The organism is Aphanothece sacrum FPU1, from assembly GCF_003864295.1.
GTDB lineage: Bacteria > Cyanobacteriota > Cyanobacteriia > Cyanobacteriales > Microcystaceae > Aphanothece_B > Aphanothece_B sacrum.
Window position 1 is genome coordinate 46,788 of the sequence record NZ_BDQK01000003.1, and the last position, 20,540, is coordinate 67,327.

Genomic DNA, 20,540 nt, shown 5'->3' on the forward strand with positions numbered 1-20,540 from the left:
GCGGACTTTTATTAACATTAGCCTGCGTAGGCAGGCTTTAGTACATTTAACCACACCCTTGACAGGGTGTGGGTGGGATGGTGGGAAAGCTTGTGTGTCTTGGGGTTTAATTTTAAGTTGACACTAATGACGGCCGTTAACCCTTACTTTTGCCTTTTACCTGATCTGTAGCGAGATAGAACGCTATGATTAAGTATTAAGGATTATTAAGTTTAGGGAATATGGGTGAGTTGAACAGTATCCGCATTCGTGGTGCAAGACAGCACAATTTAAAGAATATTGATCTTGACATTCCGCGCGATCGCCTAATTGTTTTTACGGGGGTATCGGGGTCGGGAAAATCTTCCCTAGCTTTTGATACTATTTTTGCGGAAGGACAACGACGTTATGTGGAGTCTTTGAGTGCGTATGCGAGACAATTTTTAGGTCAGTTAGATAAACCGGATGTGGATGGTATTGAAGGGTTAAGTCCGGCCATTTCTATTGACCAAAAATCGACTTCTCATAACCCTCGGTCTACGGTGGGTACAGTAACAGAAATTTATGATTATTTGCGGTTATTATTTGGACGGGCCGGAGAACCCCATTGTCCTCATTGCGATCGCTCAATTTCTCCTCAAACTATTGATCAAATATGTGATCAAATTATGGAACTTCCTGAACGTACTAAATTTCAAATTTTAGCCCCAGTGGTTCGAGGAAAAAAAGGAACCCATAAACAATTATTATCCGGTTTAGCTTCTCAAGGGTTTGTACGGGTACGAATTAATGGGGAAGTGACAGAACTTTCGGATAAGATTGTATTAGAAAAAAATCAGCAACATAATATTGAAATTGTTGTTGATCGCTTAATCAAAAAAGAGGGAGTTCAAGAAAGATTAACGGATTCATTAATTACTTCTTTAAAGCATTCTGAAGGCTTGGCTATTGTTAATATTATAACAGAAAATGACTCAGAGAGAAAAGAAAATTCTGAGATAAATTTACCGTCAGAAATAATGTTTTCTGAAAATTTTGCTTGTCCTGAACATGGGGCAGTGATGGAAGAATTATCACCTCGTTTATTTTCTTTTAATTCTCCTTATGGTGCTTGTGAAAATTGTCATGGATTAGGAAGTTTACGGCGTTTTTCTGCTGACTTAGTAATTCCTGATCCGAGTGCATCTCTTTATGCTGCGATCGCCCCTTGGTCAGAAAAAGATAATTCCTATTATTTATCTTTATTGTATAGTTTGGGTCAAGCTTATGATTTTGAGATCCAAACTCCTTGGAATAAATTGACCAAAGAACAACAAAATGTTTTATTGTATGGTAGTGAAGAAAAAATTTGGTTTGAGGATGATTCTCGTTCCGATGATAGTAAGGGTTATTACCGTACTTTTAAAGGAATTTTAGCGATACTAGAGAAAAGTTATAAAGAGAGCAGTTCAGAAATAGTTAAACAAAAATTAGAAAAATATATTGTTGATCAAACTTGTGAAGTATGTAACGGAAAGAGATTAAAACCAGAAGCATTATCCGTTCATTTAGGACAGTGTAAAATTTATGAATTAACAAGTGTTTCTATTGATAAATGTTTAGAAAAAATCAATAAATTAGAATTAACAAATAGACAAGCTTTAATTGGTGAATTAGCATTAAGAGAAATCAAAAATCGCTTACAATTCTTATTAGATGTGGGATTAAATTATTTAACTTTAGATAGAGCAACAATGAGTTTATCAGGAGGAGAAGCACAACGAATTAGGTTAGCGACCCAGATTGGATCAGGATTAACAGGAGTTTTATATGTTTTAGATGAACCTAGTATTGGATTACATCAAAGAGATAACGGACGATTATTATCTACTTTAAAAAAGCTCAGAGATTTAGGTAATACTTTAATTGTAGTAGAACATGATGAAGAAACAATTCGCGCGGCTGATTATTTAGTAGATATTGGCCCATTAGCGGGAGTTCATGGGGGACAAATTGTTGCTCAAGGAAGTTTTGAGACATTACTTAAAGCAAAAAATTCTTTAACTGCTGATTATTTATCCGGCAAAAAAGTTATTGCAACCCCTGAAAAAAGACGGAAAGGAAATGGGGTAATTTTGTCTCTGAAAAATTGTCAAGAAAATAACTTAAGAAATATTAGTGTTGATATTCCTTTAGGTAAATTAGTCTGTATTACAGGAGTATCAGGTTCAGGAAAATCTACCCTAGTTAATGACTTATTATATCCGGCCTTACAACATCATTTAACTAGACAAGTTCCCTTTCCTAAAAATCTAGGAGAAATTAAAGGACTTAATTCTATTGATAAAGTCATTATTATTGATCAATCTCCCATTGGTAGAACTCCTCGCTCAAATCCTGCAACGTATACAGGTATTTTTGATGTTATTAGAGAATTATTTACTCAAACCATTGAAGCGAAAGCTAGAGGGTATAAAGCGGGTCAATTTTCTTTTAATGTTAAAGGGGGAAGATGTGAAAATTGTAGCGGACAAGGGGTTAATGTTATTGAGATGAATTTTTTACCTGATGTTTACGTTCAATGTGATGTTTGTAAGGGAGCAAGATATAATAGAGAAACCCTGCAAGTAAAATATAAAAATCATTCTATTGCTGATGTTTTAAATATGACAGTAGAAGAAGCATTACATACTTTTGAGAATATTCCGAGGGCAGTGAATCGCTTACAAACTTTAGTAGATGTTGGATTAGGTTATATTAAATTAGGTCAGTCTGCACCTACTTTATCTGGAGGAGAAGCACAACGGGTAAAATTAGCGTCAGAATTATCTCGTCGAGCCACAGGAAAGACGTTATATTTAATAGATGAACCAACAACAGGATTATCATTTTATGATGTTCATCACTTATTAAATGTGTTACAAAGATTAGTAGATAAAGGTAATTCTATTTTAGTGATTGAACACAATTTAGATGTGATTCGTTGTTCAGATTGGATTATCGATTTAGGGCCAGAAGGAGGGGATAAAGGAGGCGAAATTGTAACTATTGGAACTCCTGAAGAAGTGGCTAAAAATCCTAAATCTTATACAGGAAAATATTTGAAAGAGGTGTTAAAACAATACCCCATTCAAAAGGTAGAACCGTAATTACTATCAAAATTTCACTAACGTAACTATAATAAAGGTTGAGTCACTGGTAATTAGACTATGGTGCAGCTTTCCCCCAAAACTCAAGAAACAGCCCCTCAAACCCTCTCAGAAACCATTACTCTCGACGTACAAGGGATGAAATGTGCTGGATGTGTCAAAGCCGTAGAACGACAACTTAGCCAACAGTCCGGGGTCATCTCCGCTTGTGTTAACCTAATTACCGAAGTCGCTGTCATTCAGTATGTCCCCGGACAAGTTCAACCCGCAAACCTGGCTGAAAAATTAACCGCCGTCGGGTTTCCCTCTGATGTGCGAGACTCCCACACCCTCAGTCTAGGAGAAACCTCCCAAAACGTCGCCCAACGTAAGCAAAAAGAAGCCCAACAACAACGCATCGCTTTAACCACTGCAGCGATTTTATTAGTCTTTTCAGGTTTAGGTCATCTGCATCATATAGGCGGCCCTTCCCTCCCCTTATTAAGTAGTAGTTGGTTTCATTGGGGGTTAGCTACCCTGGCCTTACTTATTCCCGGTAGAGAGATTATTATCGATGGATGGCGCGGTTTACGGCATGGTATGGCTAATATGAATACCTTAGTGGCTTTAGGAACGCTTAGTGCCTATTTAGCTAGTTGTATCGCCCTCTTATTCCCTAATTTGGGGTGGGAATGCTTTTTTGAGGAACCCGTCATGTTATTAGGGTTTATCCTCTTGGGACGCACCTTAGAGAAAAAAGCCAGAAATCGCGCTTCTGCGGCATTAGAAGCCTTAATATCCCTTCAACCCCCTGTAGCTCGTTTAATCGGTGATCCCTTCCCTTCTGATAGCCCTAGCATCGAAATTCCTGTCGAACAAGTCCGCTTAGGGGAATGGATACGGGTACTCCCAGGAGAAAAAATTCCGGTGGATGGAGAAATTATCACTGGACAAACCCTCATTGATGAATCTTTAGTCACGGGAGAATCTTTACCTGTTCCCAAACAGCCAGGAGAAGGCGTTATCGCCGGAACTATTAACCAATCAGGGGTAATTACAGTAAAAACTACCCGTATCGGACTAAATACAACTTTAGCTCAGATTATCGCCTCAGTAGAAGAAGCCCAAACCCGTAAGGCCCCCATACAAAAATTGGCTGATACCATGGCCGGATATTTTGCCTATGGAGTCATGGCTATTGCTTCGTTAACCTTCTTATTTTGGTTAGAAATTGGCACAAAAGTCTATCCCCAAGTATTAATGACAACAGGCCATCATTTAACCATGAATTCCCCCATTTTACTCAGTTTAAAACTAATGATAGCGGTTTTAGTGGTGGCTTGTCCCTGTGCCTTGGGGTTAGCAACTCCCACTGCAATTTTAGTTGGTACAGGTATCGGGGCCGAAAAAGGGTTATTAATTAAAGGAGGGGATGTCTTAGAAACGGTTCATCAACTCAATGCCATTGTTTTCGACAAAACCGGAACCCTGACCGTTGGCCATCCCAGTGTCACTGACTGTCTGACTTTTACCTCTCTCAATAAGCAAGAATTATTGCAATTAGCCGCTACTGTGGAAAGTGGTACTAATCACCCTCTGGCCTCGGCTATGGTAGAAGCCGCCCAACAGCAAGATTTACCCCTGTTAAAGGCGCAAAACTTTCATACAGAGGGGGGATTAGGGGTTAGTGCTATAATTGACAAGAAAACTGTTTTATTGGGCAATCAGGACTGGTTAAGCCATCACCACATTCCTCTCAATCATGAGATTCTATTTCAAGGGGAACTCTTAACCAAGGCAGGTAAAACCGTCGTCTATTTGGCACTAGATGGGGAAATTCAGGGCATGATTGCCCTAAAAGATAGTTTACGTCCTGATGCTCAAGCAACCGTCTTAGAATTGCAAAAACGGGGCTTAGAGGTGATTTTAGTCACGGGAGATCATCCCCAGGTTGCTAATGCCATTGCGACTCAATTAGGCATTAATCAAGTCTTTGCTCAAATTCGTCCCCAAGGGAAAGCTGCTATTATTCAACAATTGCAACAATCGAAAATTGTTGCTATGGTGGGAGATGGTATTAACGATGCTCCAGCCTTAGCTCAAGCTAATCTAGGTATAACGTTACAAGGATCAACTCAAGTGGCCATAGAAACGGCTGATATTGTGTTGATGGGTAATCGTTTAAGGGATGTAGTCGGAGCCATTGACTTAAGTTTAGCCACTTTTACTAAGATTCGTCAAAATTTGCTCTGGGCTTTGGGTTATAATACATTAGCTGTTCCCATCGCTGCCGGATTGTTGCTCCCTAGTTTTGGCTTAGTGATTAGTCCAGCTTTTGCAGGAGCTTTAATGGCCTTAAGTTCCATTACAGTTGTCAGTAATTCTTTATTATTGCGCCGTCAACCCCCACGAGGAATTATGAATTATAAATTATGAATTATAAATTATGAATTCCACCGAGTTCGTAGGGTGGGTTAGACGCGGCTATGATTTTGATGAAAAACGCATAACTTTTAAGGCGCGTCGTAACCCACCATCTTAAGTTCTGTAATAATCCATTCTGACCAATGTGGGTTTTTAACTTAACACTTTCCATAATTTCTTACCAGACAAAGAACACTTATTAACTAGATATTTTAACTCAGAAAAACTCCCATTGACTAGGTAACTAAGCTTACACCAACCCTGAGACTTTATCCTTATTCTTTCCATACCCCTAAAGGTGATGAATATGAAGTTAAATAGTTCAAAAACAAAACTTAGTTATTTTGATAAAATTAAAAGACATTTATATTTTTACTGGCTGAAGAACTTGAAAATTTTGTTGAGTAAATCACAATCATATAGTGAAATACCAATAGATGTTTTAATTCCAGTGATCAAAAAAGATTTATCTACTTTACCTTTAGTAATAGAGTCTTTAAAATATGTATCTCATCTGATTAAGGATATTATTATAGTAGCACCAGATGAGCGGGAAATCAAAAATTTAGCCTTTGAAAAAAAATGTAAATTTGTTGACGAGAATACTGTATTAACAATTCAGAAAAAAGACATTAATTATATTGTAAATGGACGAGATCGTTCAGGATGGATATTTCAACAGCTTATTAAGTTAAATGGTGAAAAATTAGGAAATTGTGAACATTACTTAGTAGTAGATGCCGATACAATATTTCTTCGTCCTCAATCCTTTATACATCGGGATAAAGTTGTTTTTAACTGTGCTGATAAATATCGTCTTGAATATTTTAAAACATTGCAAAAGTTGCTGGGATACAAAAATCATGATTTCTTGCCCCTTTCCTTTATAAGTCATCATATTTTGTTTGAAAAAGGTAAATTATTAGATTTTAAAAATGCTATAGAACTATATCATAAAAAGCCCTGGTTTTTGGCGATAATTGATTGTTTAGATAAGAAAGAATGGTGTAGCTTTAGTGAATATGAGAGTTATGGTCATTTTTGCTATATAAATTACTCAAATTACTGTGATTTAGAATATTGGTTTAACTACAATTCTTTAGAAAGAAACTCAGATAGTTTGGAGAATTTATATAGCAAATTATCGCCAAAATATAAATCCGTATCTTTCCAACATTATATAGTCAATAGAGCCAAAAAAGCCGTTTAATGCCGAGGAGATTCCCCCCTGGGTACTAAGCTGTCACCCATCTAAATTAGTCCTATTCGACTGATGAGGTGGTCGCTACGCGCACTTTCGGTGGGGAGTGATGGTATGAAGGACGAAGTAAACCGAACAGGTGACTTGATATACCACGTTGTATCAGTTTTATGTAGCAGACTCCCAATTTATATTAAGATGGGTTGAGATTGCTCTTTAATTGATATCAGAGTTCAACTTAAACCGTTAATGTAATGGCTGGTAAATCCGTACGCCCACAAAGAGAACATTTTTTGATTATCGAGGATGACAAAGGCAGACAAGAGATCATTCTGTGTGAACCAGAATATACAATGGGCAGAGGGCCAGATTGTACAATTCGCTTGCGTTCTCAATTTGTCTCTCGTTGCCATGCCACCTTATATCGACGAGTGCGTCAAGATGGCACAAGTTATTATCGCATTGTGGATGGGGATACGGAAGGTAAACGCAGTGTCAATGGACTGTTGGTGAATGGGACAAAACAAACGGCCCGAGATCTCCAACACGGGGATGAAGTTGTTTTTGGCCCTCAAGTTTTTGCCATTTATCAATTTCGTCAACAGGATAAGTTCCCAACTTTACCTAATAATGATCCCTTCGATATTACCCTGATTGACCCCGCGATGATGGATTATGATGATGACACCCGTGAGTATGATTAATTGCTCACAGAAGCGATTAAACGCCATTGTGAATTCTTATTGATGGCTTGTTCTATCTTTTGAAATTTTTGTTGACAATGGTTTTCGACTTGCAAGGGCAATTCATCATTTTTAATGACCCAATTAACTGGAACCTCATTCTCTTTGGCCGCGGTACTTTCAATCAGAACTTCTACCGTCACTAATTTAGAAAAGGTAACTTTCCCCGGAATTTCTCGGGCCATTATATAATCAATAGCTTGATAAATTACTTCAAATTCACAAGATTCTAAAATTTGATTCAATAAAGGAGGTAGTTGTTTTAAAGACACTGTGGCAATGTAAGATGAAGTATAGCGGGCCATAAATTTAAAACTCCTCTGTTAGTTTTTGCTGATTAAACTGTTGGTATTGGATCAAAATGAACGGGTTTCAACCAGTTATTGGACAACCTCAAGCTGTGGAATTATTACAACAAGCGATCGCTCAAAATCGCATTGCCCCTGCTTATTTATTAGCCGGTACTCCTGGCATTGGACGCAGTTTAGTAGCCAAATGTTTCACGGAAGCTTTATTGTCTCTCAATATTGCCCAAGATAAGCAAATTTTATTGCAAAAACGAGTCAGTGAAGGGAATCATCCTGATTTATTATGGATAGAACCCACGTATCAAAATCAGGGACAATTATTGACAGTTCAAGAAGCAGAAAAATCAGGATTAAAACGCAAGGCCACTCCACAAATTCGCATTGAACAAATTCGAGAAATTCCTCAATTTTTGAGTCGTCCTCCCTTAGAAGCTTCTCGTTCTGTTATTGTTATTGAAGGGGCAGAAACCATGACAGAAGCGGCAGCAAATGGTTTATTAAAAACCTTAGAAGAACCAGGAAAAGCGACGTTAATATTAATTGCACCGAGTACGGATTCTTTGTTACCTACTTTAGTTTCTCGTTGTCAAAAAATACCATTTTATCGATTATCTAAAACAGATTTAACGATGGTTTTAGAAAGAATTGGTTATGGAGAAATTTTGCAGAATCAAGAAATCTTAAACCTGGCCCAAGGTAGTCCAGGAGAAGCTATTGCTTCTTATTCCCAATTACAAACAATTCCCGAAACCTTACGTCAACAATTAACTAAATTACCTCAAAATGTTTTGGGGGCTTTAGATTTAGCGAAAACCGTTACTAAAGAATTAGATACACCAGCCCAATTATGGTTAATTGATTATTTAGAGTATCGTTATTGGGAAAATTTTCATAACTCGACTGTATTAAATTATCTAGAAACAGCCCGTCAAAGTCTTTTATGTTATGTTCAACCTCGCTTAGTTTGGGAATGTTTATTATTAGAAATAATTGACATAATTTAGCTTTTGTGTTACAATGTAATGCTTAGGGAGTTTGTTGTAATTCTGGACGTTCTTGAGGTAAAATTGCATCTGTGACAGGACAAACTTGTAGACAAATTCCACAGTCAATACAGGTATTAAAGTCGATCCAATACCAGTCAGTTCCTTTGATGTTTTTTCCGGGCCCTTCATGAATACAAGCAACAGGACAAGCTGTTACACAGTCGGCCACACCTTCACAAGTTTCAGTAACAATTGTATGAGGCAAAGTTATCTCCTTTAGATCTTAGGTTTAAGTTTTATTACCTTTCTATTGTTACAGATAACCTGTCCTATTTTCAACTAGGCTGAGAATGATTTTAGTCTTCACGTCTAATTGTTGTAAATCTCGCTCTCAAGTCATGGAGAAAGCCTTAGAATTACTACAATAAAAAGAACTAGACACAGCTTATCAATAAGCAATAGAGGAAATTGACGAAGTTTGGCAAATAACCACAAGTGATGGACTAAGCATTAATAATATTAGCCAAATCTGATTTATGGTAGCCAAGTTTTATCTAATAACTGATTTAAAGTATAAGGACAGATATCTGGTAAATTATTTAACTTAGTTTTTGCTTTAATATAGTCTTTAGCATCATCATAAATAGACTCTAAATTATTTTGTAAATACTTATATAAATTAGTTGTTAAACATTTATTTAATTGATTGCGAAAACTAATAATTTCTGCCTCCCAATGATTAGCATTAAATTCATGTTCAACTGTCCAATATTGATCAAGCAATAAATGTCTAATAATCTGTTCTAAAAGACTTGTAATTGCCCTTTTTTCTGTTCTTCCCAATGCTTCTAATTCCTCAATTAAGTTATCATAGTCGAGTTTATTTAATTGACGAGATTTGAGCAGATTAACGGTTTCTTCTAGCCATTGTAAATAATCAGATTCATAGAGTGTTCTTATATCAATATATGTGGTCATTGTTATCCTTCTAAGATTAGCAAAGGTTGTAAATCTCGATCACAAGTCATCGAGAAAGCTTTAGTATTACTACAAGAAAAAGAGTTAGAAACAGCTTATAAACAAGCAAGTGAGGAAATTGACGAAATTTGGGAAATAACAGTAACTGACGGACTAAGCAATGAAACGTGGTGAGATTTACTACGCTAACCTCGATCCTGCTATGGGTTCAGAAATGGCAAAAAATGGAATTAGTTAGTGCCGCTTTAAAGCTTCATTTAGACATTTAAACCGTTTTAACTGCTTCTGATGTTAACTTTTCTCCAATTCTCGGTTCTGTTCCCTCAAATATACGCATAATATTAGTACGATGACGAGCAATAACATAAATACCACCTACCACCGCAAACAGACAATAGGATAAAGGTTGATGTAAGACTAGCATTAAAATATTAACCGCGATCACTCCCATGATAGAACTGAGGGATACCATACGAAATAACCCTAACACTCCTAAAAAAGTAGCCAACGCACCCAAAGCTACTATTGGGTTAAGAACGAGTAAAAGCCCTAAACTAGAAGCTACCGACTTACCTCCAGTAAAATTGAGAAAAATCGACTTACTGTGACCTAAAATCGCAGCCATTGACCCTGCTACTATCAACCAAGATTTCCACTCCAGGGGAATGATAGCTAAAGGAGTAAAGATAAACCAAAGTTTGATTATCCCTACCGCTAACATAGCTTTGGCCATATCTCCAATTAACACAAAAATAGCCGCCGTTTTGCCGATAGTTCGCAAAACATTAGTTGCCCCAGTAGAACCGGAACCTTCTTCACGAATATCAATTCCTTTGACGTATTTTGCCACTAAATAGCCCGTGGGAATAGAACCTAATAAATAAGCCTGCAATATTAGTAATGCAATAATTAACCAAACCATAAAATTATGAATTATGAATTATGAATTATGAATTATGAGATGTAATTGATGTAATTGATGTAATTGTGGAACGGGCATCTTGCCCGTAACAGTGCCAAAGCCTGTACCACAATCATTTATTAATAAAGATAACTAGACATTTGTTTTGGATCACGAGCAAAACCTAACCACAAGGGAAATTGTAATAGAGAAAGGTCAATTTGATCTTCAGTTTCGTCAATCACCACGAAAGGCTGATATTGCTCATCCACTAAACGTTCTGCTTTCTGTATTAACGCATCTGGGGACTCAAACAGAACTACCCCTTTTTCTGGCCCAAAATCTCCGCGAGAAATGCCTAGACAGTCTTGTAGTCCCCGTCGCCATTCTCCTAGTCTTTCTGGACTATTAGCTAAAATTAGAGTACGACTGCGATCGCCATATAAACTATACAAGACAGACATCACGGCCGAAGTAATAAGAATATTTTGCAGACGATTCCCCAGAGAACGAATAGTCCCCCGTCCCCCTTGAGAGAAGAACCACTTCTGGACTCGTTCCGCATGAACAGGTTCAAAAGTACGGCGTAATTGCCAAGGAGGCCCATAATAATCGGGATTTTTACGGTATTGTTCTAAAATACGTTCAATTTTCCGGGTTTGATCCTCAAATTGTTGTTTAGTAAATTGTACAGTTGAGGAACTAGAAACCACAGGGGAAGGGGTTTGAAGTGGTTCATTCCAACTTTCTGTAGTGGGAAACTCTAATTGTTCGGCCGCGGCCGCTAAATCTTGTAAACTGCCTACTAAATAATCTTTAAACCCTTGAACCCGAATAGCTAGGTCTTGAGAGACTCCAGCAAAGGTTGTTCGCATTTCCTGGCGAATTTTGTCTCGACGACGTTCTAGTTGTTCTACAGCAATTTCTAAGGCTTGTTTTTGCTGTTCAAATTCTTTTAAACCCTCTTGCACCAAGCTACGTAGAGTTTGTTCCACTTCTTGAGTTTGTTCCGAGAGTAGCTGAACTTTACGCGATCGCAATGTTTTTATTTCTTCGTTTAACTCTCGTTTTTGCCGTTCTAAAGACTCTATTTCAACTTTTAGGTCTTGTGCTTCATTTTTTAGACTAGAGGAGTTTTCTGATAAAGATATTAGGGTTTCTAGTGGCTGTTTAACCTCCGGTTGGGGTTCTTCAATTGTCATCAGAATTTCTGAAACAGGAATATTAATCTTGTCGGAGTCAGTTGAAGCAATCTCTGTCGGTTCTGATGCCATAGTTAAAGAATCAGATAAATTGGGACTATCGACTAATTTTTCGGGTATATCAGTCGTTAGGTTAAGTTTAGGGCTTTTGGAATCGTCAGAAGTCATTAATCTAAGGATTTATTATAAAATTGGGTTCAAGGGTTGAGCCATTAATATTGGGTAAAGACGAAAAATATCATATCTTTACGACTTCCATCTAGCAAGCTTCAATGGAACATTATGACTCATTCTCATGACCATCACCACCATGACCATGACCACCACTCTATTAACTATAATCGTGCTTTTTTGATTGGAACCATATTAAATACAGGGTTTGTGATCATTGAGTTAAGGTTTGGTTTTTGGACTCATTCTCTGTCTTTACTAGCCGATGGGGGCCATAATTTAAGCGATGTATTTGGCTTATTATTGGCTTGGAGTGGTAACATTTTAGCGCAACATCCTCCTACACAACGTTATACTTATGGTTTGCGTCGTTCATCTATTTTAGCAGCTTTGTTCAATGCTCTGATCTTACTGTTAGTCATGGGAGGTATTGCTTGGGACGCGATACAACGGTTATTTCATCCGAGTCCCATTTCCGGTGTAACGATCATCATTGTGGCCTCAGTCGGTGTCGTTATCAATACCGTGACTGCCTTATTGTTTATGTCAGGTCGTCGTCAAGACTTAAATATTCGGGGGGTCTTTCTTCACATGGCTTCTGATGCACTGGTTTCTTGTGGCGTAATTTTAACAGGTTTAGCCATCTTGTTTACGGGTTGGCTATGGTTTGATCCCCTAGTCAGTTTATTAATTGTTGCCGTAATTGTCGTCGGAACTTGGCAATTATTGAGAGATTCTCTCAGTTTAGCCCTAGATGGAGTTCCCCTGGCCATTGAACCCCAAGCTGTCCGTACTTATCTCAAAGAATTGCCAGGAGTAGCTCAAATTCATGATCTTCATATCTGGGCTATGAGTACCCAAGAAACAGCCCTCACCGTTCATTTGGTCATGCCTAATGGCTTTCCGGGAGATGCTTTCTTAAGCGAAACTTGTCAACAACTTTATGATTTATTTGGGATCGAACACCCGACTTTACAAATTGAAACAGGTGATTCTAATTATCCCTGTGTTTTAGCTCCAGATCATCGGGTTTGATGAACAATTATTACAACTTGCTCAACATTTTTCTATATCAGTTTAATTTAGAGTTAGGGAAGGGGGATTTTGTTCCCAGATTAAGTTGTCTCTAGATAACTAATTTCACTCCCCTTTGATAATTTTTGTGATCAAATCCTTAAATTATCCTGATTGTCATGAACATTTGACATCGGTAAACCCTCAATCTTGACATAACTAGCAGGTTGATTTGTACGAGTTGGGTTTACAGAAGATTGGCCAAAGGGTAAAGATACATAGAGCAAGCACGTAACAGTACCTGCTAAAAAAAGACGTTCTAACATCTCACACCACCTAACATAAATTAATCCTACACACCTTGTAACGTCGCCTTGTCGATTAATTGTTTGAAATAGGCCCTACATTAGCCTCAGTAAGACTTGGCTGACTAACTCGTATTATAAAGGGTGTTGTTGGAAATTGAGGGAGGAAATGTATAATTTTGTGACAATTTTTCAGGTGTCCTGATGGAAAAAACGAAACTGGAGTTAAGGATTACAGTTAACACACCGAAACCCAAAAACCCGTTAAACTAAAAATTAATTATTGACCAAAATCTATCATCTATGAGCAGCGAAAGCGAATATAATCGGGAAACAGATGCCACTCGCGTGAGAGTCTTAAGCGAAGCTCTACCCTACATTCAACAATTTGCCGGCCGCACTGTGGTCATTAAATATGGAGGGGCTGCCATGAAAGACAGTTCTCTCAAGGATAAAGTGATTCGGGATGTCATTTTTATGGCTTGTGTAGGGGTGCGTCCGGTGGTCGTTCACGGGGGAGGGCCAGAAATTAATACTTGGCTCGATAAACTTGGCATTGAACCTCAATTTAAGGATGGTTTACGGGTCACAGATGCTGCAACTATGGATGTGGTAGAAATGGTCTTAGTGGGACGGGTTAACAAAGAATTAGTTTCCCTCATTAACCAAGCGGGGGGCCGAGGTGTTGGTTTATGTGGTAAAGATGGTAATCTAATCACAGCCCGTCCTGTCGGTAAAGATGGTATTGGCTTTGTCGGAGAAGTCAATACCGTTGATACAAGAATTGTGGAGTCTCTTGTCAGTAGTGGCTATATTCCTGTTATTTCTAGTGTGGCCGCTGATGAAGCAGGACAAGCTCATAATATCAATGCCGATACGGTCGCTGGAGAAATTGCTGCGGCTTTAGGTGCGGAAAAACTGATTTTACTGACAGATACTCCCGGCATCCTCAAAGATTATAAAGATCCCTCGACTTTACTCCATCATTTGGACATTCAAGAGGCCAGAGAGTTGATTAATCAAGGTATTGTTTCAGGAGGGATGATCCCGAAAGTCAATTGTTGTGTTCGTTCCCTCGCTCAAGGGGTTAAAGCTACTCATATTATTGATGGCCGTCTTCCCCATGCTCTATTGTTGGAAATTTTTACTGATCAAGGAATTGGTTCTATGATTGTTTCTTGAGCAATAAGGCCCCACACTTCCCCTGCTTTTGTCTTAAGGTGGGGTTGACAGTAGTAATTCCCGTACTTTAGCTCAAAAAGACTTGCCAAAATGAACCCGATCACGTAAAAATATTTGTATCCTAAACAATGCAAAAAGAGGACTCCCGTTAAGAGTTCCCCTATACAGTAGATGAGTTTTGCTCACAAATAAACCGATCATAGGGAGACAATTGAACAAACCTGTGCTAAAATCAATGAAAGGGTGTCTTCTAGAAGACTCGAATCTAGATAAAACTGAACAACTTTGGACATTTGAATGAAGCAGGAATTGAACAGGAATACCATGTAGTATGGTTTAGGTTTCAGCAAACAATGTGAAGCAAGAATTTAACAGTAATACTTGTTAGTATTGCTTAGATCTCATAAGGCAGTGTCAAAAGACTGCCTCTCGATATAATCCTTTAGATTAATATCTACAACCGGACTAATTATAACAACACAAGAGAAGTATGGCTCAAATAGCATTTGTACAATATAGTAAACCAAAATTGATTGAGTCTATGACGAAACAAGTCGCTCATCCCATGGTGAAGTTCCAACGCAAAGTCGCTTCACTCGTAGAGTCTAAGGTAATCAAACCTAATGATAGCATCTGGAAACTGGCCCTACTCTATGGAGATGAATGGTCTTACTGGAAAGGAGAATTATCAGAGTTTGGTTTTGCTATGCAAGATCCCGTTAGTGAGGTGTTAATGGTGGAAGCTTGGGATGAATCGTAAGAAACTTATCCTTGCAATCTGATTCTACCTTTCTTCTGCCAGAGGACTCCCACCACAGCAAAGCTTGGTGACGAGATGAATGGTTTGGTTCCACTCACCAACCATCGCACCACAGGATTTTATGATATAACTAGGCAATGTTACCAGTCATTAAAGCTGCTTTGGGGTCGCACTTTAACCCTAACTAAAACCGCCGTAATGTTATCATGGCCATTGTAACGATTGGCAAATTCTATGAGTTTATGGAGTCCCTGTTCTAAATTTTGGCTAGAACTCAACAAGGGCGATAAATAAGTCTGCCAATGATCTTCGATCAGATCATTATCCGAGAGTCCGTCAGAACACAATAACAATAGGGTGTCTTCATAAAGTTCCAGAAAGCGGATATCCGGTTGCACATAATTGTTATCATGAGGTCCCAAGGCCTGAGTTAATTGATAAGCATCAGGTCGCCCATAGGCAATTTCTGGGTCAATACCGCGTTGAATGGCTTTTTGACCCACCTCATGATCGACTGTTAGCTGTTCGAGTCCCCCTTTGCGACTCAGACGGTAAACCCGACTGTCTCCTACATGAGCGATCGCTACTTGAGTATCTTTGACAGACACCAAAACCAGGGTGGTTCCCATGCGGCCACTACCAGAACTGGAGTTTTTTTGATTAACATCATAAAGACTTTGATTGGCCAATAAAATCCCCTGTAAGATGGTTTCTTGGGTCGGGAAATCTTCTGTCCAATGCTTGGCAAAAAATTCTTGTAAACTTTCCACGGCCATTTTACTGGCCACCTCTCCGGCCGCATGACCTCCCATTCCATCACAGACAATATATAAGCCGCGACCTTCCAGGTTTTTCCCCTGATTAGTCTCTTGTTTATGTACTTCCGTATTAATCCCAAAATAGTCTTCATTGTGATGACGTTGACGACCTTTATCAGTACATCCAGCCTCATCGAGACTGAGCAATTCCAGGGGAAGAACGGCCGTGGGTAAGTCATGACCCCGTTCACCAATGGTCAGAGGTTCGTCCGAACTCATATCCAGTAAATCTTCGGAGAAATCTGGTAAAATTGAGAGATTATCCTGAGGCAAATTTTGGGGTACATCAGAAGATGCTCCTTCTTGGGTGGGGTTATCTTCTGAAATACCTTGTTGTTCGGTGGCTAAATCTTGCAATTCTAATCGCAAGTCGGTTAGGTTTTCAATCTCTCCTTGAGCGACTTTAGTCACGAGAGTCATTAAAGAAGTCCCAGGGGGATATTTAGTTTGAGTCAACCATTTTTGCCATAATTTGCCTAAATTTTTTAAAGCGGGTGGTTTATGAGGAATATCGGGATAAAGTTGCCCTATGCCAAACATTTGATCCTCATCCACTCGTAAGTTATCATCGATCAGCAGACTTTGACGACAGTTGACGGTAGCAAGGGATTTCCAAAGAGTCACCATCTGCTTAAACCAGTAGATAATCTGAAGGATGGGTAAAGATTCTTCGATGAGTAAGGTTGAGAGGACTTGCCAATGGGTGCGATCAGGCAATAAAATGACTTCTGTTTCTTCTTCAATCCAAGCGTCGTGGACTTCGGGAATTATGGGGTATAAGTCAGGAAAACTAAGATAAGGTAAGGCTAAGTTAGGCAGCCCTATTTGTTGCCAGATAGAGCTAGAAGACTCATTTTGAGGAGATGAGGTCAAATTAGGCGATTGGGTTAATAAAACCTTGAGGACGGATTTTTGCAGGGGTTGACAATCAACCACTTGTCCCCGATACAATTTTTGGGTATCAGTGAGTGCTATGGTTTGTAAGGCAGTCTCTTTGTTCTGTGTCCATAGTTGATACTTTTGTCCGGCATCTAAGTAGTCTCCATAGAGAGTTAGTTGTTGAGATGAAGGGATTTCTTCGACTGAGGTATTATTTTGGGGATCATCAATGGTTTGTGCTAGGATGGCCTGCCAGATTGTCCCAATTAAGGCCTCACATTCGGGACAAGTGGCCGTATTTAAGGGAACACTTTTAGTGCATTTATGACAAATCTGATGAGTCAACGAGGTTCCACATTGTTGACAAAATTTATAATGATTGGCATTTTCTAATTGACATTGGGGACAAACCAGCATAATTCGTCTAATCAGTAATAATAAAGCAGACGCAAACATTATTTAGCTCTATTTTCTATTGTCTCAGTCAAAGTAGTCTTTTAGGGAAAAGATTACGATTATTGTAATATTTCAAGGGGGATCAAACTCTCTCAAGATTGATGCGCATCGCTAATCTGTTACCCATCGTCTTTTATCAATTATTTATTAGTTTAGCATAGTTTGTCTGATAAAATCATCTGGTAGTAATGTTCTCAGTCCGCTTCTGAGGGAAAATATTATTAATTCCGAAGGGCGAGTTATTTATCAGCAACTCACTCAAGAAAAGGTTATGCTTGATATTAGTCCTAATAGTAATTGGGAATTAAATGGGACAATTCGTCAAGCATTAGGTTTAATCTGTCAATAAAGCTAGAAAAATCAATCTTTTCTGCTTATTTAGTGTTAAAATTGAAAGCACAATGACTGGTTAGTTAAAAAGACTTAAATAATGTCTACTGTTAATGTTTCCGTTCCAGCGACTACCGCTAATTTAGGACCAGGTTTTGACTGTATTGGAGCAGCCTTAACCTGCTATAATCAATTTCAGTTTGCCCTCACAGAAGATACCCTAAACCCCCTCAAAATTACGGTAACAGGAGCAGAATCTCATCGGGTGAGCATCGACCAAACTAACCTCATTTATCAAGCTTTTGTTAATTTTTATCAACATCTTGACAAAAGTCCCCCTAGTATTGCTATTAATATAGAGTTGGGGATTCCCTTATCCAGAGGTTTAGGCAGTTCCGCCACTGCCATTGTGGGGGGATTAGTCGGGGCCAACGAATTAGCAGGACAGGCCCTATCCATCGAGGAAGTGATGGAATTAGCGATCGCCATAGAAGGACATCCCGATAACGTTGTCCCTGCTTTATTGGGTCATTGTCAATTATCTGTAGGAGAGAGGGGAAACTGGCAAATTTGTCAAGTACCTTGGCATCAGGATTTGATTCCGGTGGTAGGCATTCCTAATTTTGAACTATCCACCCAAGAAGCGCGGGGGGTCTTACCGAAACAATTGAGCCGTGCCGATGCTATTTTCAATATAGCCCACATGGGGTTACTGATCAGAGCCTTAGAAACAGCCAATACAGACTGGTTAGCCATGGCCCTAGAAGACAAATTGCATCAACCTTACCGTCAAAGTTTAATTCCAGGATATGAAGCTGTCAAACAAGCAGCGATCGCGGCTGGAGCTTATGGTATGGTCATTAGTGGGGCTGGCCCGACCTTATTAGCGATTACATCCCCTAAGCAGGCCACAGAAGTGATCAAAGGAATGGAAACAGCCTGGCAGTCATTAGACATTATAGCACAAGTGAGATCTCTTTCTCTAGATACCCAAGGAGCCAGAATCTTTTATTAATGAATAATTAATAATGGTTCTATAGTATCAGAGTTTAGTTTATTTGTAGACGTTGATTTAACCGAATAATTAATAACTTAAATGATTACTATTGCATTACCAAAAGGCGCGCTTTTATCAGATTCAATTCAACTTTTTCAAAAAATTGGCTTAGATTTTAGTGCTTTTTTAGATCCCAAAAATCGTCAACTGCAAATTAGTGATCCCACTCAGACAGCGACCGCTTTATTAGTAAGAGCAACTGACGTTCCGGTTTATGTAGAATATGGTCAGGCCCAATTAGGTATTGTGGGCTATGATTTATTACTAGAAAAAAAACCTGTCGTTGCTAATTTAGTAGATCTAAAATTTGGGTCTTGTCGGATGTCTGTAGCTGTGCCAAAAACAAGTCCATATCAACGTCCAGTTGACTTACCACCTCATGGAAAAGTTGCCTCTAAATTTGTCAATTGTGCCAAAGAATATTTCCGAAGTTTAGACTTACCCGTAGAAATTATACCCCTTTATGGTTCTGTGGAATTAGGTCCCATTACAGGGATGTCTGAAGCAATTGTTGACTTAGTTTCTACGGGAAAAACCTTAAGAGAAAATGGTTTAATTGAAATTGATACTCTCTTTGAAAGTACCTCTCGTTTAATTGCTCATCCCTTAAGTTATCGCCTCAATTTAGATAATCTTAATAATTGGGTAGAAAAAGTTAGAACAAGTGTAATTAATCAGCCCTAAAATTTATCTATGGAAGTTATTTTTTTTGGAACCCCAGAATTTGCTGTCCCGACTTTACAACGATTAATTGATCAGCCTAATATTAAGGTAATAGGAGTGGTAACTCAACCCGATAAACGACGGGGACGGGGTAGTCAATTAATCCCCTCAGCCATTAAAAAATTAGCTTTCAAGCATGATATTCCCGTCTGGCAACCTAAAAAAATCAAAAAGCATCAAGACACCCTTTATGCTCTTAAGAATGCTCAAGCGGATGCTTTTATTGTAGTAGCCTATGGACAAATTTTATCCCCCGAAATATTAGCCATGCCAAAACTGGGATGTATTAACGTTCATGGCTCAATTTTGCCCAAATATCGGGGTGCGGCCCCTATTCAATGGTGTCTTTATCATGGGGAAGCAGAAACGGGTATTACAACGATGCTGATGGATGAAGGAATGGACACAGGGGCCATGTTATTAAAAGCTTATACCCCAATTGATTTATTAGATAATGCTCATCAAATTGCAGAAAAATTAGCTGAACAAGGAGCGGATTTACTGATAGAAACTTTAGGAAAACTTGAACAAAGTAAGATTAATCCTATACCTCAAAATGATAGTGAAGCAACTTATGCTTCCTTGATTAAAAAAGAAGATTATCTTATTAATTGGTCAAGGTCAGCTAGAGAAATTCATAATCAAATTAGAGGATTTTATCCTAATTGTGTGACACCATTTAGAGATGGTTTTGTCAAAATCATGGCAACTTTTCCCCTTATTGAAGCTTATTATTCCCAACTTCCTGATGACTTAAAAGCTTTAATTAACCTAACAAATATACATTATAATACAGCACAAAATCCCGGAGAAGTTGTTAGTATTATCAAAAATTTTGGACCGGTTATTCAAACAGGAGAAGGATTTCTATTATTACGAGAAGTTCAACGTTCTGGTAAACGTCCACAATTAGGTCAAGATTTTGTTAACGGGAGTCATTTACTAATTGGAGAATCATTAGGGGTTTCAATAATTAATAATTAATAATAAGGTCAATTCATGAATTGACTGATAAC

18 protein-coding genes are annotated in these 20,540 nt (G+C 38.5%); 11 read left to right on the forward strand and 7 right to left on the reverse strand.

Translation table 11 applies throughout. The features are described from left to right. Nucleotides 1-221: 221 nt before the first annotated feature. The 4 genes from uvrA (at nucleotide 222) to AsFPU1_RS04730 (ending at nucleotide 7,415) form a co-directional block, all read left to right on the forward strand. A complete protein-coding gene (gene uvrA, locus AsFPU1_RS04715) occupies nucleotides 222-3,107 on the forward strand; it encodes an excinuclease ABC subunit UvrA (protein ID WP_124972224.1) in 2,886 nt (961 codons plus the stop codon). A gap of 60 nt (nucleotides 3,108-3,167) precedes the next feature. After that, nucleotides 3,168-5,522 (forward strand): heavy metal translocating P-type ATPase, encoded by a 2,355-nt coding sequence (locus tag AsFPU1_RS04720; protein ID WP_124972222.1) that lies wholly within the window; start codon nucleotides 3,168-3,170, stop codon nucleotides 5,520-5,522. Nucleotides 5,523-5,817: 295 nt separating this feature from the next. Next, complete coding sequence (locus tag AsFPU1_RS04725) at nucleotides 5,818-6,720, forward strand: DUF6492 family protein (protein ID WP_148096695.1); 903 nt, start codon at nucleotides 5,818-5,820, stop codon at nucleotides 6,718-6,720. Between the two features lie 245 nt (nucleotides 6,721-6,965). After that, nucleotides 6,966-7,415 (forward strand): FHA domain-containing protein, encoded by a 450-nt coding sequence (locus AsFPU1_RS04730; RefSeq protein WP_124972218.1) that lies wholly within the window; start codon nucleotides 6,966-6,968, stop codon nucleotides 7,413-7,415. Here AsFPU1_RS04730 and AsFPU1_RS04735 read toward each other — a convergent pair. Next, nucleotides 7,412-7,759 (reverse strand): hypothetical protein, encoded by a 348-nt coding sequence (locus tag AsFPU1_RS04735; protein WP_124972216.1) that lies wholly within the window; start codon nucleotides 7,757-7,759, stop codon nucleotides 7,412-7,414. The two genes, AsFPU1_RS04730 and AsFPU1_RS04735, sit on opposite strands and share 4 nt — an antisense overlap. A 56-nt stretch (nucleotides 7,760-7,815) precedes the next feature. Between AsFPU1_RS04735 and AsFPU1_RS04740 the strand changes: the two genes are divergently transcribed. Further along, entirely contained in the window at nucleotides 7,816-8,766 is a 951-nt protein-coding gene (locus AsFPU1_RS04740) for a DNA polymerase III subunit delta' (protein ID WP_124972214.1), read from the forward strand. 22 nt (nucleotides 8,767-8,788) lie between these two features. Here the strand turns inward: AsFPU1_RS04740 and AsFPU1_RS04745 are convergent, their stop codons facing one another. The 4 genes from AsFPU1_RS04745 to AsFPU1_RS04760 form a co-directional block, all read right to left on the reverse strand. Next, nucleotides 8,789-9,013, reverse strand: coding sequence for a ferredoxin family protein (locus AsFPU1_RS04745; RefSeq protein ID WP_124972212.1), 225 nt, complete (start codon nucleotides 9,011-9,013; stop codon nucleotides 8,789-8,791). Nucleotides 9,014-9,282: 269 nt separating this feature from the next. Further along, entirely contained in the window at nucleotides 9,283-9,726 is a 444-nt protein-coding gene (locus AsFPU1_RS04750; RefSeq protein ID WP_124972210.1) for a DUF29 domain-containing protein, read from the reverse strand. 265 nt (nucleotides 9,727-9,991) lie between these two features. Beyond that, nucleotides 9,992-10,648 carry a glycerol-3-phosphate 1-O-acyltransferase PlsY gene (gene plsY, locus AsFPU1_RS04755; RefSeq protein WP_124972208.1) on the reverse strand — a complete coding sequence of 219 codons (657 nt, stop codon included), beginning with the start codon at nucleotides 10,646-10,648 and terminating at the stop codon, nucleotides 9,992-9,994. Nucleotides 10,649-10,767: 119 nt separating this feature from the next. After that, entirely contained in the window at nucleotides 10,768-11,997 is a 1,230-nt protein-coding gene (locus tag AsFPU1_RS04760; RefSeq protein ID WP_124972206.1) for a DUF3086 domain-containing protein, read from the reverse strand. Nucleotides 11,998-12,111: 114 nt separating this feature from the next. On the opposite strand from AsFPU1_RS04760, the gene AsFPU1_RS04765 reads away from it, so the two are divergent. After that, nucleotides 12,112-13,035, forward strand: a complete 924-nt coding sequence (locus AsFPU1_RS04765) for a cation diffusion facilitator family transporter (RefSeq protein WP_124972204.1) — start codon at nucleotides 12,112-12,114, stop codon at nucleotides 13,033-13,035. Between the two features lie 131 nt (nucleotides 13,036-13,166). Here AsFPU1_RS04765 and AsFPU1_RS22470 read toward each other — a convergent pair whose 3' ends face one another. After that, nucleotides 13,167-13,340 carry a QAALIT motif small membrane protein gene (locus tag AsFPU1_RS22470; protein WP_172957449.1) on the reverse strand — a complete coding sequence of 58 codons (174 nt, stop codon included), beginning with the start codon at nucleotides 13,338-13,340 and terminating at the stop codon, nucleotides 13,167-13,169. A 282-nt stretch (nucleotides 13,341-13,622) separates the two neighbouring features. Here AsFPU1_RS22470 and argB point away from each other — a divergent pair, with 282 nt between their 5' ends. Together argB and AsFPU1_RS04775 are read left to right on the forward strand one after the other, a co-directional pair. Continuing rightward, nucleotides 13,623-14,501, forward strand: a complete 879-nt coding sequence (argB, locus tag AsFPU1_RS04770) for an acetylglutamate kinase (RefSeq protein ID WP_124972202.1) — start codon at nucleotides 13,623-13,625, stop codon at nucleotides 14,499-14,501. Nucleotides 14,502-15,042: 541 nt separating this feature from the next. Further along, nucleotides 15,043-15,261 carry a DUF4327 family protein gene (locus AsFPU1_RS04775; RefSeq protein ID WP_124972436.1) on the forward strand — a complete coding sequence of 73 codons (219 nt, stop codon included), beginning with the start codon at nucleotides 15,043-15,045 and terminating at the stop codon, nucleotides 15,259-15,261. A 140-nt stretch (nucleotides 15,262-15,401) separates the two neighbouring features. Here AsFPU1_RS04775 and AsFPU1_RS04780 read toward each other — a convergent pair whose 3' ends face one another. Continuing rightward, nucleotides 15,402-17,414, reverse strand: coding sequence for a serine/threonine phosphatase (locus tag AsFPU1_RS04780; protein ID WP_227873386.1), 2,013 nt, complete (start codon nucleotides 17,412-17,414; stop codon nucleotides 15,402-15,404). A gap of 430 nt (nucleotides 17,415-17,844) precedes the next feature. Between AsFPU1_RS04780 and thrB the strand changes: the two genes are divergently transcribed. The 3 genes from thrB (at nucleotide 17,845) to fmt (ending at nucleotide 20,508) form a co-directional block, all read left to right on the forward strand. Then, nucleotides 17,845-18,759: a homoserine kinase gene (gene thrB, locus AsFPU1_RS04785; protein WP_124972200.1), complete on the forward strand. Its 915-nt coding sequence runs from the start codon at nucleotides 17,845-17,847 to the stop codon at nucleotides 18,757-18,759. An 81-nt stretch (nucleotides 18,760-18,840) separates the two neighbouring features. Continuing rightward, entirely contained in the window at nucleotides 18,841-19,485 is a 645-nt protein-coding gene (gene hisG, locus AsFPU1_RS04790) for an ATP phosphoribosyltransferase (RefSeq protein ID WP_124972198.1), read from the forward strand. Between the two features lie 9 nt (nucleotides 19,486-19,494). Next, on the forward strand, nucleotides 19,495-20,508 hold the full coding sequence (fmt, locus tag AsFPU1_RS04795) for a methionyl-tRNA formyltransferase (protein WP_125061054.1): 1,014 nt from the start codon (nucleotides 19,495-19,497) through the stop codon (nucleotides 20,506-20,508). Nucleotides 20,509-20,540: the final 32 nt, after the last annotated feature.

Coding starts and splice junctions, on each gene's coding strand:
- uvrA (WP_124972224.1), top strand. CDS start 222: ATGGGTGAGTTGAACAGTATCCGCATTCGTGGTGCAAGACAGCACAAT.
- AsFPU1_RS04720 (WP_124972222.1), top strand. CDS start 3,168: ATGGTGCAGCTTTCCCCCAAAACTCAAGAAACAGCCCCTCAAACCCTC.
- AsFPU1_RS04725 (WP_148096695.1), top strand. CDS start 5,818: ATGAAGTTAAATAGTTCAAAAACAAAACTTAGTTATTTTGATAAAATT.
- AsFPU1_RS04730 (WP_124972218.1), top strand. CDS start 6,966: ATGGCTGGTAAATCCGTACGCCCACAAAGAGAACATTTTTTGATTATC.
- AsFPU1_RS04735 (WP_124972216.1), bottom strand. CDS start 7,759: ATGGCCCGCTATACTTCATCTTACATTGCCACAGTGTCTTTAAAACAA.
- AsFPU1_RS04740 (WP_124972214.1), top strand. CDS start 7,816: ATGAACGGGTTTCAACCAGTTATTGGACAACCTCAAGCTGTGGAATTA.
- AsFPU1_RS04750 (WP_124972210.1), bottom strand. CDS start 9,726: ATGACCACATATATTGATATAAGAACACTCTATGAATCTGATTATTTA.
- plsY (WP_124972208.1), bottom strand. CDS start 10,648: ATGGTTTGGTTAATTATTGCATTACTAATATTGCAGGCTTATTTATTA.
- AsFPU1_RS04760 (WP_124972206.1), bottom strand. CDS start 11,997: ATGACTTCTGACGATTCCAAAAGCCCTAAACTTAACCTAACGACTGAT.
- AsFPU1_RS04765 (WP_124972204.1), top strand. CDS start 12,112: ATGACTCATTCTCATGACCATCACCACCATGACCATGACCACCACTCT.
- AsFPU1_RS22470 (WP_172957449.1), bottom strand. CDS start 13,340: ATGTTAGAACGTCTTTTTTTAGCAGGTACTGTTACGTGCTTGCTCTAT.
- argB (WP_124972202.1), top strand. CDS start 13,623: ATGAGCAGCGAAAGCGAATATAATCGGGAAACAGATGCCACTCGCGTG.
- AsFPU1_RS04775 (WP_124972436.1), top strand. CDS start 15,043: ATGACGAAACAAGTCGCTCATCCCATGGTGAAGTTCCAACGCAAAGTC.
- AsFPU1_RS04780 (WP_227873386.1), bottom strand. CDS start 17,414: ATGTTTGCGTCTGCTTTATTATTACTGATTAGACGAATTATGCTGGTT.
- thrB (WP_124972200.1), top strand. CDS start 17,845: ATGTCTACTGTTAATGTTTCCGTTCCAGCGACTACCGCTAATTTAGGA.
- hisG (WP_124972198.1), top strand. CDS start 18,841: ATGATTACTATTGCATTACCAAAAGGCGCGCTTTTATCAGATTCAATT.
- fmt (WP_125061054.1), top strand. CDS start 19,495: ATGGAAGTTATTTTTTTTGGAACCCCAGAATTTGCTGTCCCGACTTTA.